Annotated in this window: 17 protein-coding genes; 14 read left to right on the forward strand and 3 right to left on the reverse strand. The window is 60.2% G+C overall.

Features of this window, described 5'->3' with window-relative positions; all coding sequences use genetic code 11:
- Positions 1–57 precede the first annotated feature (57 nt).
- The 7 genes from K0F85_RS27995 to K0F85_RS28025 all read left to right on the forward strand — a co-directional run bounded on the left by K0F85_RS27995 (position 58) and on the right by K0F85_RS28025 (position 7,240).
- The gene (locus K0F85_RS27995) at positions 58–1,233 is read left to right on the forward strand and encodes a phage tail sheath protein (protein WP_219119078.1); all 1,176 of its coding nucleotides are present in this window, start codon (positions 58–60) and stop codon (positions 1,231–1,233) included.
- Positions 1,234–1,295: 62 nt separating this feature from the next.
- Positions 1,296–1,805 (forward strand): phage major tail tube protein, encoded by a 510-nt coding sequence (locus K0F85_RS28000; protein WP_219119079.1) that lies wholly within the window; start codon positions 1,296–1,298, stop codon positions 1,803–1,805.
- A 35-nt stretch (positions 1,806–1,840) separates the two neighbouring features.
- Entirely contained in the window at positions 1,841–2,149 is a 309-nt protein-coding gene (locus K0F85_RS28005; RefSeq protein WP_219119080.1) for a phage tail assembly protein, read from the forward strand.
- Between the two features lie 8 nt (positions 2,150–2,157).
- Entirely contained in the window at positions 2,158–2,271 is a 114-nt protein-coding gene (locus K0F85_RS28010) for a GpE family phage tail protein (protein WP_071650284.1), read from the forward strand.
- Positions 2,272–5,358, forward strand: a complete 3,087-nt coding sequence (locus tag K0F85_RS28015) for a phage tail protein (protein ID WP_374198847.1) — start codon at positions 2,272–2,274, stop codon at positions 5,356–5,358.
- A gap of 14 nt (positions 5,359–5,372) precedes the next feature.
- On the forward strand, positions 5,373–5,981 hold the full coding sequence (locus tag K0F85_RS28020; protein WP_046682352.1) for a phage tail protein: 609 nt from the start codon (positions 5,373–5,375) through the stop codon (positions 5,979–5,981).
- On the forward strand, positions 5,978–7,240 hold the full coding sequence (locus K0F85_RS28025; protein WP_219119082.1) for a phage late control D family protein: 1,263 nt from the start codon (positions 5,978–5,980) through the stop codon (positions 7,238–7,240). Before K0F85_RS28020 ends, K0F85_RS28025 begins: the two co-directional genes overlap by 4 nt.
- 10 nt (positions 7,241–7,250) lie before the next feature.
- On the opposite strand, the gene K0F85_RS28030 is transcribed toward K0F85_RS28025, so the two are convergent.
- On the reverse strand, positions 7,251–7,691 hold the full coding sequence (locus K0F85_RS28030; protein ID WP_219119083.1) for a hypothetical protein: 441 nt from the start codon (positions 7,689–7,691) through the stop codon (positions 7,251–7,253).
- Between K0F85_RS28030 and K0F85_RS28035 the strand changes: the two genes are divergently transcribed.
- Positions 7,690–7,917 (forward strand): hypothetical protein, encoded by a 228-nt coding sequence (locus K0F85_RS28035; protein ID WP_219119084.1) that lies wholly within the window; start codon positions 7,690–7,692, stop codon positions 7,915–7,917. The two genes, K0F85_RS28030 and K0F85_RS28035, sit on opposite strands and share 2 nt — an antisense overlap.
- On the opposite strand, the gene K0F85_RS28040 is transcribed toward K0F85_RS28035, so the two are convergent.
- Positions 7,914–8,603 carry a hypothetical protein gene (locus K0F85_RS28040; protein WP_219119085.1) on the reverse strand — a complete coding sequence of 230 codons (690 nt, stop codon included), beginning with the start codon at positions 8,601–8,603 and terminating at the stop codon, positions 7,914–7,916. The two genes, K0F85_RS28035 and K0F85_RS28040, sit on opposite strands and share 4 nt — an antisense overlap.
- Before the next feature lie 101 nt (positions 8,604–8,704).
- Positions 8,705–9,130: a helix-turn-helix domain-containing protein gene (locus K0F85_RS28045; RefSeq protein WP_257638213.1), complete on the reverse strand. Its 426-nt coding sequence runs from the start codon at positions 9,128–9,130 to the stop codon at positions 8,705–8,707.
- A 312-nt stretch (positions 9,131–9,442) separates the two neighbouring features.
- Between K0F85_RS28045 and K0F85_RS28050 the strand changes: the two genes are divergently transcribed.
- From K0F85_RS28050 to K0F85_RS28075, 6 genes are all read left to right on the forward strand, one after another.
- Positions 9,443–9,640, forward strand: coding sequence for a hypothetical protein (locus tag K0F85_RS28050; RefSeq protein ID WP_219119086.1), 198 nt, complete (start codon positions 9,443–9,445; stop codon positions 9,638–9,640).
- Positions 9,641–9,688: 48 nt separating this feature from the next.
- Complete coding sequence (locus K0F85_RS28055) at positions 9,689–9,877, forward strand: hypothetical protein (protein ID WP_219119087.1); 189 nt, start codon at positions 9,689–9,691, stop codon at positions 9,875–9,877.
- Positions 9,874–10,137 carry an ogr/Delta-like zinc finger family protein gene (locus K0F85_RS28060; protein ID WP_219119088.1) on the forward strand — a complete coding sequence of 88 codons (264 nt, stop codon included), beginning with the start codon at positions 9,874–9,876 and terminating at the stop codon, positions 10,135–10,137. The genes K0F85_RS28055 and K0F85_RS28060 overlap by 4 nt, the downstream gene beginning before the upstream one ends.
- Before the next feature lie 123 nt (positions 10,138–10,260).
- Positions 10,261–10,680 (forward strand): hypothetical protein, encoded by a 420-nt coding sequence (locus K0F85_RS28065; protein ID WP_219119089.1) that lies wholly within the window; start codon positions 10,261–10,263, stop codon positions 10,678–10,680.
- A 101-nt stretch (positions 10,681–10,781) separates the two neighbouring features.
- Entirely contained in the window at positions 10,782–11,135 is a 354-nt protein-coding gene (locus K0F85_RS29085; protein WP_035820917.1) for a hypothetical protein, read from the forward strand.
- Positions 11,125–12,662: replication endonuclease (locus K0F85_RS28075; RefSeq protein WP_219119090.1), on the forward strand; the 1,538-nt coding region annotated here is incomplete at its 3' end. The genes K0F85_RS29085 and K0F85_RS28075, both read left to right, overlap by 11 nt.

The following is a 12,662-nucleotide window of genomic DNA, read 5'->3' on the forward strand; positions in this document are numbered from 1 at the left end:
GCCCGCCAGCGGCGAAGACTGAATCCGCCCTTTTACCTTCCACCAGGAGAGCCATCCATGCCTACAGACTACCACCATGGCGTGCGCGTCATTGAAATCAACGAGGGTTCGCGTCCCATCCGGACCGTCTCCACCGCCGTGCTGGGCCTGATCGCCACGGCCGACGATGCCGACCCGGCGGCCTTCCCGCTCGATACGCCCGTGCTCGTCACCAACGTGCTGGCCGCCATGGGCAAGGCCGGCAAGACCGGCACCTTGTATCGCGCACTGCAGGCGATTGCCGCGCAGACCAAACCGCTGACCATCGTGGTGCGCGTGGACCAGGGCGAGACGGAAGCGGAAACCACCAGCAACGCCGTGGGCGGCGTCTCGCCCGATGGCAAGTACTTGGGCGCCCAGGCGCTGCTGGCGGCACAAAGCAAGCTGGGCGTGAAACCGCGCATCCTGGGCGCGCCGGGGCTGGACACCCAGGCCGTCACCAATGCCCTGGCCAGCGTCGCACAGCGCCTGCGCGGCTTCGTGTATGCGTCCGCCTATGGCTGCGCCACCGTCACGGCGGCGACCGCCTATCGCGGCCAGTTCGGCCAGCGCGAAATCATGATGATCTGGCCGGATTTCGTGAACTGGAATACCGCTACCGACGAAGAGGCCAGCATTTCCGCCGTGGCTTACGCCATGGGCCTGCGTGCCAAGATCGACGAGGAAACGGGCTGGCACAAAACGCTGTCGAACGTGGTCGTCAACGGCCCGACCGGCATCAGCAAGGATGTGTTTTTCGACCTGCAAGACCCGGCCACCGATGCCGGCGTGCTCAATGCCAAGGAAGTGACCACCCTGATTAACATGGGCGGTTACCGCTTCTGGGGTTCACGTACCTGCGAGGCGCCGGGCGGCTTCTTCTATTTCGAAAGCTACACGCGCACGGCCCAGGTGCTGGCCGACACCATCGCCGAGGCGCACTTCGCCTATGTCGATGTGCCCTTGCACCCGTCCCTGGTGCGCGACCTGCTGGAAAGCATCAATGCCAAGTTCCGCGACCTGAAATTGCAGGGCTACATCATTGACGGCCATGCCTGGTATGACGAGCAGTACAACGACAAGACAGGCTTGAAAGACGGCAAGCTGGCTATCGACTACGACTACACGCCCGTGCCGCCGCTGGAAAACCTGAAATTCCAGCAGCGCATCACCGACCGCTACCTGGCCGACTTCGCCTCCCGCATCGCCGCGTAATCACCATCACCATCACCATCCTGCCCGCGCCAGCGCGGGCGCATTGAAATACTGGAGAAATTATGGGCCTGCCCCGCAAACTGAAAAACTTCAACCTGTTCCAGAACGGCGTCTCCTTCATGGGCATGGTGCCCGAAGTCACCTTGCCGAAACTGAGCCGCAAGATGGAAGAGTACCGCGCCGGCGGTATGAGCGGCCCCGTGTCCGTGGACTTCGGCAATGAGGCGCTGTCGCTGGAATGGAGCGCGGGCGGTCTGATCGCCGAAGCCCTGAAACAGTACGGCGCGCACGCGCACGGCGCCGTGCAACTGCGCTTTGCCGGCGCCTACCAGGAAGACGATGACGGCACGGTCGCCGCCGTGGAAGTGGTCGTGCACGGCCGTTACAAGGAAATCGATATGGGCGGCGCCAAGATGGGCGACGACACGACCCATAAATACACCATGGCGTGCAGCTATTACAAGCTGATGATCGACGGCGCCACCGTCATCGAACTGGACTTCATGAGCGGCACCGAGAACTTTGGCGGCGGCGACACCAACGCGGCCATCCGCAAGGCCATCGGCCTGTAACCCCTTTTTAATTACACCACAACAAGGAACACACCATGCACAACGATACCCAAAACAGCGCCGTCATCGAGCTGGATGAACCGATCAAACGCGGCGACAGCTTCATCACCTCGCTCACCGTGCGTAAACCCAAGGCGGGCGCCCTGCGCGGCATTTCCCTGATCGAGCTGGCCAACCTGAACGTGTCGGCCCTGCAGATCGTACTGCCGCGCATTACCGAACCGACCTTGACCGCGCACGACATCGCCAACATGGACCCGGCCGACCTGCTGGCCGTGGGCGCCGAGGTTGCCGGTTTTTTGGCGAGCAAAGCCGATCGTCTTTCGGTATCCCCGACGAAGTAGAAGACGCCATGGCCGACATTGCCGGCGTCTTTCACTGGACGCCGGCAGCGATGGACGGTTTTACGATTGATGAACTGATGGCCTGGCGCGAACGCGCCAGGCAACGAAGCGGAGCGGAATAAATGGCTGGTCGGGATTTGAGGTTACAGGTAGTGTTTGCAGCGCTGGACAAGATCACCGGCCCGCTGAAAAAAATCATGGGCGGTTCCAGCGACACGGCCAAGGCCTTGAAGGCCACCAGCGACCGCTTGCGCGATCTGAACACCCAGCAGAGAAACCTGGGGAAATTCCGCGAACTGCATAGCGGCATTCGAACAACGGGGGTTGAGCTGAAAGAAGCTCAAAAAAAAGTAAAAGAGCTGGCCGCAAGCATAAAACAGACCGAGTCTCCTACACGCGCCATGACGCGTGATTTGAAGGCGGCGACGAAGGTCACGCAGGCCTTGACGCTGAAAGGCCGAGAGCAGAGCCAGCAATTCCGCGTCCTGCGCACCAGCCTGAAAGACGCAGGCATCGACACGCGCCAGTTGGGCAAGGCGCAGGAATGGCTAAAAAACAGTATCCAGTTAACGAACGTTGAACTGGCCTCGCAACAAAAGCGCCTGGCCGCGTCCGCCGCCAAGCAGCAGCGCGTCACCAATGCCACCCAGCACGCCGACAAGCTACGCAACAAGGCGGGCAACCTGGCCATGGCCGGCGCAGGCGCCACCGCCACGGGCGCCGTCATCGGCGCGCCCGTCGTCAAGGGGCTGAACGAGGCAAAGCACTATCAAACGGAAGTCGGCAGGGTCAACGCCCTGGGCCTGGGCGATAAGGTGTCAGCCGAGGCCGTCGCCTTCGCGCGCAACATGAAGACTTACGGCACCAGCCAGCTCGACAACCTGCAACTCATGCGCGACGGCATGAGCGCCTTTGCCGATGTACACCACGCGGAAATGGTCGCCCCTACTCTGGCCAAGATGAAGTTTGCCAATCACGCCTTCTTTGGCGAGGCCGAGGGCGCCGACAACGAACGCAAGTTCATGGACATGCTCAAGGTAATCGAGCTGCGCGGCGGCCTGGAGAGCAAGGAAAAGTTCGAAGCCCAGGCCAATATCGTGCAGCAGGTCATCACCGCCACGGGCGGGCGCGTCGGCCCGAATGAGTGGCTGAACATGATCAAAACGGGCGGCATCGCCGCCAAGGGTCTGAAAGATGATGCCTTTTACTACCAGATGGAGCCGCTGGTGCAGGAAATGAGCGGCAACCGCGTCGGCACGTCCCTGATGAGCGCCTACCAGAACTTGTATCAGGGCCGCACCACCAAGCGCTCAGCCAGGAAGCTGGAAGAGTTCGGCCTGATTGGCGACAAGAGCAAGGTCAAGCACGACAAGGCGGGGCAAGTCTCGTTCCTCGATCCCGGCGCGCTGCTGGGCGCGGAACTGTTCCGCGAAAACCAGTTCGAATGGCTGGAAAAGGTGCTGTTGCCGCAACTGGCCAAGAAGGGCATCACGGAAAAGAAACAGGTGCTCGACGCCATCGGCAGCATTTTTTCCAACCGCACCGCGTCGAACCTGTATTCGCAGATGTACTTGCAGCGCGTGCAGATCCACAAGAACGAAAAGCTTAACCGTGGCGCCGCCGATATCGGCAAGCTGGAAAAGCTGGGCCGCGACTCTGCCGCCGGCAAAGAACTGGAGGCGCAGTCCAAGCTGGCCAACCTCAAGCTCACCATGGGCGAGAAAATCCTGCCGCTGTACGCGCAGGGGCTGGAACTGGCCATCAGCGCCGTGCAGCGCCTGAATGGTTTCATGGAGCGCAACCCGACCGTAGCCAAGGTCATGATTACCGCCTTTGCCGTGCTGGCCGGCCTGCTGCTGGTGCTGGGGCCGCTGATGCTGGGCATTGCCGCCATGATCGGCCCGTATGCCATGCTGCACGTCATGTTCGCCAAGATGGGCGTAACGGGCGGCGTGCTCACGCCCATCTTGCGCGGCCTGGGCGGCGCCTTCATGTGGGTGGGCCGCGCCGTGCTGTGGCTGGGCCGCGCGCTTCTGATGACCCCGATTGGCATCGCCATCACGGTCATTGCCGGCGCCGCCTTCCTGATCTACAAATATTGGGAACCGATCAAGGGATTCTTTGGTGGCCTGTGGTCAGACGTCAAGGCGGCGTTTGCCGGCGGCTTTACCGGCATCAATAGCCTGATCGCCGACTGGTCGCCACTGGGCCTGTTCTATCGCGCCTTCGCGGGCGTGCTGGGCTGGTTCGGCGTTGCGCTGCCGGCCAGGTTCACCGACTTTGCCGCCAGCATCCGGGAGCGCATCGCCGCAGGCCTGGCACCGCTTGCGGGCCTCTTCACTGGTATCTGGTCGCAGATCAAGATCGCGTTTGCCGGCGGCATTGGCGGCGTCAGCGCCTTGGTCGCCAACTGGTCACCGCTGGGCCTGTTCTATCGCGCCTTCGCGGGCGTGCTGGGCTGGTTCGGCATTGCGCTGCCGGCCAAGTTCACCGACTTTGGCGCCAGCATCCTGCAGCGCATCACCGCGTCCTGGGCGCCTATTTCCGCCTTCTTTGCCGATATCTGGTCGCGCCTGCGCGCCGTCTGCGCGGGTGGCATGGGCAGCATCACGGCCCTGATCATCAACTGGTCACCGGTCGGCGTGTTTTATCAGGCGTTCGCGGGCGTGTTGAGCTGGTTCGGCATCAAGCTGCCGGCCCAGTTCACCGAGTTCGGCGCCAACATCCTGCGCGGGCTGGTCAACGGCATCACGGGTTCCATGGGCGCCGTGAAGGACGCCATCAGCAATGCCGGTTCCAGCACCATTGCCTGGTTCAAGGAAAAGCTGGGCATCCACAGCCCAAGCCGCGTGTTTGCCCAGCTGGGCGACTACACCATGCAGGGCCTGGCCGTGGGCCTGGACCGCAGCGAGGGCGCGCCGATTGCCAAGGTATCCGGCCTGGCGCAGCGCCTGACCCAGCTCGGCGCCGGCATCGCCATCGGCACGGCCACGGCGTTACCCGCAAGCGCCTTCGACACGCGCGCACCACTGTCACAAGGCGGGTTCGGCGCCGGATTGAGCATTCAGGGCGACAAGATCGAAATCACCATCCAGGCGCAAGCCGGTTCCGATCCTCAGGCCATCGCCCGCGCCGTGTACGCGGCCATGGAACAGCGCGACCGCGAAAAGGCGGCACGCATCCGCTCGTCCCTGCGCGACCACGATTAAGAAAGATGCACACCATGATGATGATTTTAGGAATGTTCGTGTTCAGCCTGCCTACCCTGGCCTATCACGAGCTGCAGCGGCAAACGGAATGGAAGCACGCCAGCACGGCCCGCGTGGGCCTGCGCGACGCGCACCAGTACGTGGGGCCAGGTGACGACACGATTACCCTGTCGGGCTGGGTGGCGCCGGAACTGACCGGCTCCCTGTATTCGCTCGATGCCCTGCGCATGATGGCCGACACAGGTAAATCGTGGATTCTGATCCAGGGCACAGGCCGCATTCTCGGCTCCTACCGCATCACCAGCATGACCGAGGGCCGCACCATCCTCGACGGCAGCGGCGGCGCGCGCCGCGTCGAGTTCTCGATTGCACTCAAGCGCGACGACGACGGCGTGCTGGCCATGGTCGGCCTGGGCGACATCGGCGACCTGAAAAACATGCTCAGCATCGACGGCATGACCAGCAGCATCGCGGGCGCGGCCAAGAATGCCGTGGGCAGCGTGGTGGGCAATGTCGTCGGTGGTATCACCTCGAAATACGGCGGCGTGGTCAGCGAAATGAAGGACAAGATCGGCGGCAGCATCAGCGGCGCCATCGGCAGCGCGGCGGACAAGTTCAAATGAGCGAGCATATCCCCGCCTTCAAGGTCAGCATCGAGGACAAGGATCTGACGGCCATCGTCTCACCGCGGCTGATTAATCTGACCCTGACCTTGTGCCGTGGCGACGAGAGCGACCAGCTCGATATCTCGCTCGATGACAGCGACGGCAAGCTGGCCCTGCCGCCGCGCGGCGCGCAGATCGCCCTGGCGCTGGGCTGGCAAGCGTCCGGCCTGGTGGACATGGGCAAGTTCACCGTCGACGAGGTGGAGCACAGCGGCGCGCCCGACACCATCACCCTGCGCGCCAGGTCGGCCAACCTGATCGACACGTTTAAACAGCAGCAGGAACACAGCTTTCACAAAACCACCCTGGGCGCCATCATCGAGGCCATCGCCTTTCGCAACGAGCTGGCGTCGGGCGTGTCGGCGCGCCTGCGCGATACCGCCGTCGAGCACATCGACCAGACCCATGAAAGCGATGCCGCCTTCCTGCGTCGGCTGGGCAGGAAATACGACGCGGTGGCCACCGTCAAGAACGACACCCTGCTCTTCATCCCCATCAACCAGAGCCGCTCGGCCAGCGGCAAGGCGCTGCCCGTCATCCCCATCACGCGCGCCCTGGGCGACGGCCACCGCTACCACAGCGCCGAAAGCGACGCCTACACGGGCGTGCGCGCCTTCTGGCACGACGAGCGCTACGCGCGCCGCCGCAGCGTCGTGGCCGGCGTGCCCGGCAACAGTAAGCGCCTGCGCACCACCTTTGCCAACGAAACCGATGCGCGAGCGGCGGCCGTCGCCGAATGGCAGCGCATCCTGCGCGGCCTGGCCACCTTTGAAATGAGCCTGGCCCTGGGCAACCCGACCGTGTTCCCGCAATCGCCCGTCACCGTGACAGGCTTCAAGCCCGAGATCGACGCCACCGAGTGGCTATCGGTCAAGGTCACGCACAGCCTGGGCGGCAACGGCTTTACCACGCGCGTGGAGTTTGAAACGAAGACGGAAGCGGTCGAGGCCGAGCGCGAGGACGAGAAAGACCCGGATGAAGGCGTCACCGGCGTGGTGGCCAAGTGGAAAGACGTGGCGGCGAAGAAGAAAAAAGTGGGGCAGGAGCAGGCCGGCGCCACGGGCCAGCTCAAAACGCTGGAGCATCTTTACAAGAGCAAGCATGGAGCCAAGCGGGCAGCGAAACTGGCGTGGGAGCACATCAAGGAAGTGCGCGAGATCATTCGGGAGAACAGCGAGGAACCATGGAAGCCGGCGGAGACGACTTCCCAAACGTAGGCGTAACGAATTACGGGAGGGAGACAGACTTTACCAGGACACTCAATACTTCATTTGCGACAACCTTGAGTGTCTCGGTAGTGCCGGCCTTAACTGATTGCACCAATCTCTCGCCCAAAGTAGCGCGGCTAACCAGACTATCGGGAACAGCTTTAAGGGCGATCAGACCTTTTTCAGAAAGCACCGCGTCGGCAAAGCCTGTCACTGTCTTGCTATTGGGGCGCACGGAGATGTACCCCTCTTGCAGCAACCATGTGGCGGTGTTGATAAATGCCTCTGCCGGTGGAGTCAGTTCGGCACCTGTGAAGCTGTCAGCATTGAAGCAAGCAGCGTCGCCGCCTTCCACAAATCGTCTCGCTTCCAGCAAGATTGGTTTCGGGAAATTTTCGTACAATTTTGCAAAAATTTGGCCAGTTAGTACATCAAAAGCATCAATATTGGAGAGTGTCATGATTACCAGAAATTTAGAAGAAGTAGAACGCCAGGAAAACGAAATTCGGAGCCATATCCATCGGCAGATACTGGGAATATCTGACCAAGTACGCTCCAAAGAAATATGGCATAAAATTTTGGCGGCTGCTGATCCGGAAACCATTGCAACCGCGCTAAGCACACAGCTCACGCATTTCAACTATCAGGAAGTGCTAAGCCACAAACAATGCAACTGCTGTCGTTAATGTGCTCGATTAGCGGGAAGCCACATTGCCGGCATATCGCCAATGGCTCCAACGCACTCAACGGGGACGCTTCCCCTAGATTTTTCAATATGTCCTATCGAGTAGGATTTTCCGGCAATGTAGCACCTACTATCTACGAAAGAAGTGCTTGACTCCCCGCTTACAGGAGACTTGTATAGGAGCCAGCCACACGCAGCTAAAGACATGCTAAGCAAAATCAATCGTACCCTTGCAGTTCGTTGAAGTTTGCCGATGTTAGCGGCTCGCTCCTCACATACTTGGCAGGAGTTCTCAGCATTGCCTCTCACAACAGTTCGTGGTGATGCAGGAATTTCTGATAATTCCTCGCCTTGGTCTGTGGGGATATCAGCAGACTTGGCATCTTTTATCCAAGTCTCCAATAGATTTTTCACTTCCGAATACCTCGCAAGTGGTAACTCTTTGATCTTCTTTAAACCGAAGTCTGTAATGATGATTCTGTACACGTCCAAGGGATGGTCACCTGTAAGTGCGGACAGGTCTTTCACCAGAGCATTGATACGACGTCGTTGGAAATCGGTAATTAATTCAACGTCAACTTTTTCTGCGCCCAAGTGCAGTGTAACTACATTGTTCAGCCGGGGAGCTTCAACAATATTTCCAAAGACATTCTGCCCAACATCGCCACTAAATTCTGGTCTATCCATTCCGAAATCCACATCTTTACAACTTATAATTTCAATTTTACAACATTTTGCGCAAAATGAAGCCTTCTCTCACTGTGTACTGGCAAGAGGAAACATCCCATTTAAATGGGTTTCTTCTTTCGCTTATCGGGCATTTTTACCGTATTTGGCCCAGTGATATCACCGTAGATATTTTGGCCAATATCACCATGGTGCACTGGCTGCACAAGGTTCTGAGGCTGGTTCATTCCGCCGATTAAGCCAAGCACGCCAGCCTTTCCGCGAATATCCATCTTGCGGTATCCAGCAACAACTTCACTCTCGTCCGCGCTCAAGTTCCCAGGCGTGAATTGACCCGTTACAACATAGAGCACATCAACCCCGATTGCCGAAACAGCAGCTAGAAACTCCGCGTTTGGTACTTGCTTCCCTTGCTCCCAATCGATCTGCGTACGCTTTGATGCCCCGCCTACTGCCGCAAAATCAGCCTGGTTATAGCCAAGTCGTTCACGTTCAGCCTTAAGACGCACTCCAATAATTTCACGCAATTTCTCACCTTTTGCTTTACAAGTGCAGTTTTTCGCACTATATTTACGTCATTACCATGTGACGTATACAAATCATACCTTATGACAACTATCGCCCCCGTGACGCGGCAGCCAAAGAATCCACTTTCGCAGCCCATCCCTATTCGCTTACTTCCTCCTGAGATTGAGCGCGTAGAAAAATTTGCGCAGAAAGACTCCCGTTCGCGGGCGTCATTTATGCGCCTGATGCTGCTGCGTGGCCTGCAATCATATGAGGCCGAACTAGACCAATTCTCCCTTGTTCATCAAGCTTAACTGCACAGGAGCAGGCCCATGTACCCCGATGCAAAACGTATTCGCAAACATAAAGTCATGCTGCGCCTGGACGATTATGAGCACCAGCTCGTTTCCTCTATCGCCAATTACCAGGGCGAAGAAATAGCTGTACTGGTGCGCCAGATCGTCATGCGTGAAGCCCTTGCCGCCATTGCTGCAGACGACATCGACAGCGTACAGCGTCGCAGCGCTTAAACCGAGTCCCTGAATAGTAACTTTTGAGTAACTGAAAAGCTGCCGAACATGCCCGATCACGAAATTCATATCAATGACGATGAACTTGCAGCGCTGGAAGTCGTTCGTCAACGGCAAGGGCTGGCAAGTATCGAACAGGCGGCCGAATGGCTCGTCAAGTCGCGCTTACGCAAGCAGTCAAAAAACATGACGGGTCGCGGTCGCGCCCTGTACCAAGTGGAAAGAAAGCTGAAATGAGAGTCATCGGCCTGCCCTGCCCGCACTGCAGCTACACCGTCCGCGCCGTCAAAAGCCGCATGATGTCTGCCATGTTCAAGGAAATTACCTACATGTGCCAGAACCCCGACTGCGGGCACGTCTTCGTGGCAGGCCTGGAAGTGCTACGCACCCTATCACTGTCCGCCATGCCGAAGGCCGATATCCGCATCCCTATGTCCCAGCATGCGCGCACTGCAGCCACCAGCCAGCTTGCCTTTGACCTCACGGCGGGCTGCTGATGAATACCATGCCGATCCTCGCGCCGCCATAGCTCGGCCGCTGTAACTCCCCTCTTTTGCTGTGCCCTGCAGCGCTCCCTTTTGAGCGTGCGGGATTCGTTCAACCTGAAATAAGGAAAACCGATGGAAAACACGCTGCACGCCACCAGCCAATCCGGAATACCTGGAATGCCGAAGCCGGGCCGACCAGTCCTTGAAAAATGCGTCGTGCCCGTCGCTCCTACCTGTTTCCTGTTGCTGGCCAATGCTCAAACTCGCACCCGCACTCCTGACAGCATTGCCGTGCTGTCCGATTATCTCCGCGAGATCGTCAAGACCTATCACGCCTATGGCGCTGCCAATCTCACCTTCATCATCAGCGATCTGCACGCGCTGCAGCATGGCGGTTTCTTCTCGCCAGACAGCCAGCGTGCACTGGTCGGTAATCTGCCCATCGAGCTGCGCTACCTGTTCGCCAGCGAATCCGGCGTCGTGCAATGCACAAGCTCGTCGCGCACGCTGACTTACTGGGCCAAGTATTTTGCCAAGGAAGGAGCGCTCTAATGCTGCGACTGGCCAAGACCTGCGGCATCTGGGTGCTGTCGCTCCTGATCGTCATTGCCCCCGGCGTGCTGCGGGCCATTGGCTTCATCAAGGACTGAACCATGCCGGCGTCCCTTATCGACAACCACCTGTCCTTCCAGCCCGCCGCCGAGATTCTGGCCGCGCGCGACAAGGACATGCCGACGCCACCGGGCGCCGGGCATGCGCTGGCCGCCATCGCCGAAGCCAAGGCCCAGCTACGCAGCATCAAGCCGCGCAACCTGGCGCCCTTCATGGCTCAGGCCTGGGGATTGTCGCCGCGTGGAGCGCGCCGGTCCGTGCTGATCGCCGCCGGCCTAGACGCCGACCGCTGGGAATCGCCTATCCATTCATTTACTGAGGAAGAGCGCATCGAGCTACGCGCCGCTACCTCTGCCGCTATCCGTGTGTACGAAAGACTGTTGAATGCAATCTAAACAAATCCTGCTGCCTGCCCCGCAGCGTCACGAAGCCTTCTTGCGATCCGCCCAGTTCGCGCCCGAGCTGGCCCGCATTCCATATAAATGGCGCAACCGTGTCATCACGGCCGCCCTGGCCAAGATGGCCTGGTCATCCTGGTACAAAGTCTATGAATCCGTCGCCACCGGCTTTGTGCGCGAGTTCGCGGACCTGTACGTGCCGGCCGGCGTGGACCTGTCGCAGAGCGACGCCGACATCGTGGCCACCGCCGAACGCGCGGCGGCCGGCGTCGTGAAAATGCTGTGGACCGCCATTTCCGACACGCACGCCCAGCAGATCATGGCCGATGAATGCGCCTCGTATGGCATCGAGCTGCCCGAGTTCGACGAGCAGACCGACACCATCGCACGCCTGGTGGACGCCCGCTGGTGGCGCCGCCAATTGCGCAAGCGGGTCAAGCGCGCCTTCGAGGCCGGCAATATCCGCCTGGGCTATGTGAACTATCGCGGCGAACCCTACGCCAGCAACGACGCCGTGCTGTCGCGCCTGGCGCAAAACCGCCGCAACGCGGCAGCACTGGCCGCCACCCTGGTGCAAAACGAGAACGGCCAGCAATTCAGCATCGCCGAGCTGGCCGAGAAAACGACGGCCAACAAGGCCATACGCCGGGGCGAACTGATGTTGCGCATCAACGGCTTTGAGCAGATCGCCCGCGAGTGCGGCGACCAGGGCATTTTCATCACCTGGACGTGTCCATCACGCTTTCACGCCATGCAGCACAGCGGCAAGCCGAACGACAAGTTCGACGGCTCTACGCCGCGCGAAGCGAATGCCTACCTGGGCAAGATGACGTCGCTGTGCCGCTCCGCGCTGGCGCGCCGGGGCATCGGCCTGTACGGCTTTCGCATCGCCGAACCCCACCACGATGGCTGCCCGCATTGGCATCTGCTGCTGTTCGTGCGCCCTACTGCGAAATACAAGACGGTCCACCTGCAGGACGTGGCCGGCCGCGCCATCCGCATCATGAAGCGCTACGCCTGGCGCGTGGATCGTGGCGAACCGGGCGCCTTCGCGCGCCGCCTGGACGTGAAACGCATCGACTGGGCAAAGGGCAGCGCCGCTGGCTACATCGCCAAGTACGTGGCCAAGAACATCGACGGCGTGGCTGAACACAAAACCAAGGAAGGCTATGTCGTCACGGCCGACACCGAAGGCGATGTCGAGCTGACGCCATCGGCGCGCGTCGAGTCTTGGGCCGCTTGCTGGGGCATCCGACAATTCCAGCAATGGGGCGGCGCGCCCGTCACCGTGTGGCGCGAACTGCGCCGCATCGAGGAAAGCATGGTCAATGAAGCGCCGGCCGCCATGCGCCGCGCCTGGAATGCCGTGCAAAAGATCGACGGGGAAAAGCGCGCCTGCTGGGCCGAGTACCTGCGCGCCCAGGGCGGCGCCCTGGTGCCGCGCAAGGAACTGGTCGTCACCCTGGCCAAGGACGAAAAGACCGTCATCGGCCGCTACGGCGAAACGCTGCGCACCACGCCCTA

It is taken from the genome of Janthinobacterium sp. UMAB-56, from assembly GCF_900095265.1.
Lineage (GTDB): Bacteria > Pseudomonadota > Gammaproteobacteria > Burkholderiales > Burkholderiaceae_D > Janthinobacterium.

Excerpts from the sequence above, each read along its gene's own strand:
- K0F85_RS27995 (WP_219119078.1), top strand. The coding sequence starts at position 58 with ATGCCTACAGACTACCACCATGGCGTGCGCGTCATTGAAATCAACGAG.
- K0F85_RS28000 (WP_219119079.1), top strand. The coding sequence starts at position 1,296 with ATGGGCCTGCCCCGCAAACTGAAAAACTTCAACCTGTTCCAGAACGGC.
- K0F85_RS28005 (WP_219119080.1), top strand. The coding sequence starts at position 1,841 with ATGCACAACGATACCCAAAACAGCGCCGTCATCGAGCTGGATGAACCG.
- K0F85_RS28010 (WP_071650284.1), top strand. The coding sequence starts at position 2,158 with ATGGCCGACATTGCCGGCGTCTTTCACTGGACGCCGGCAGCGATGGAC.
- K0F85_RS28015 (WP_374198847.1), top strand. The coding sequence starts at position 2,272 with ATGGCTGGTCGGGATTTGAGGTTACAGGTAGTGTTTGCAGCGCTGGAC.
- K0F85_RS28020 (WP_046682352.1), top strand. The coding sequence starts at position 5,373 with ATGATGATGATTTTAGGAATGTTCGTGTTCAGCCTGCCTACCCTGGCC.
- K0F85_RS28025 (WP_219119082.1), top strand. The coding sequence starts at position 5,978 with ATGAGCGAGCATATCCCCGCCTTCAAGGTCAGCATCGAGGACAAGGAT.
- K0F85_RS28035 (WP_219119084.1), top strand. The coding sequence starts at position 7,690 with ATGATTACCAGAAATTTAGAAGAAGTAGAACGCCAGGAAAACGAAATT.
- K0F85_RS28030 (WP_219119083.1), bottom strand. The coding sequence starts at position 7,691 with ATGACACTCTCCAATATTGATGCTTTTGATGTACTAACTGGCCAAATT.
- K0F85_RS28040 (WP_219119085.1), bottom strand. The coding sequence starts at position 8,603 with ATGGATAGACCAGAATTTAGTGGCGATGTTGGGCAGAATGTCTTTGGA.
- K0F85_RS28050 (WP_219119086.1), top strand. The coding sequence starts at position 9,443 with ATGTACCCCGATGCAAAACGTATTCGCAAACATAAAGTCATGCTGCGC.
- K0F85_RS28055 (WP_219119087.1), top strand. The coding sequence starts at position 9,689 with ATGCCCGATCACGAAATTCATATCAATGACGATGAACTTGCAGCGCTG.
- K0F85_RS28060 (WP_219119088.1), top strand. The coding sequence starts at position 9,874 with ATGAGAGTCATCGGCCTGCCCTGCCCGCACTGCAGCTACACCGTCCGC.
- K0F85_RS28065 (WP_219119089.1), top strand. The coding sequence starts at position 10,261 with ATGGAAAACACGCTGCACGCCACCAGCCAATCCGGAATACCTGGAATG.
- K0F85_RS29085 (WP_035820917.1), top strand. The coding sequence starts at position 10,782 with ATGCCGGCGTCCCTTATCGACAACCACCTGTCCTTCCAGCCCGCCGCC.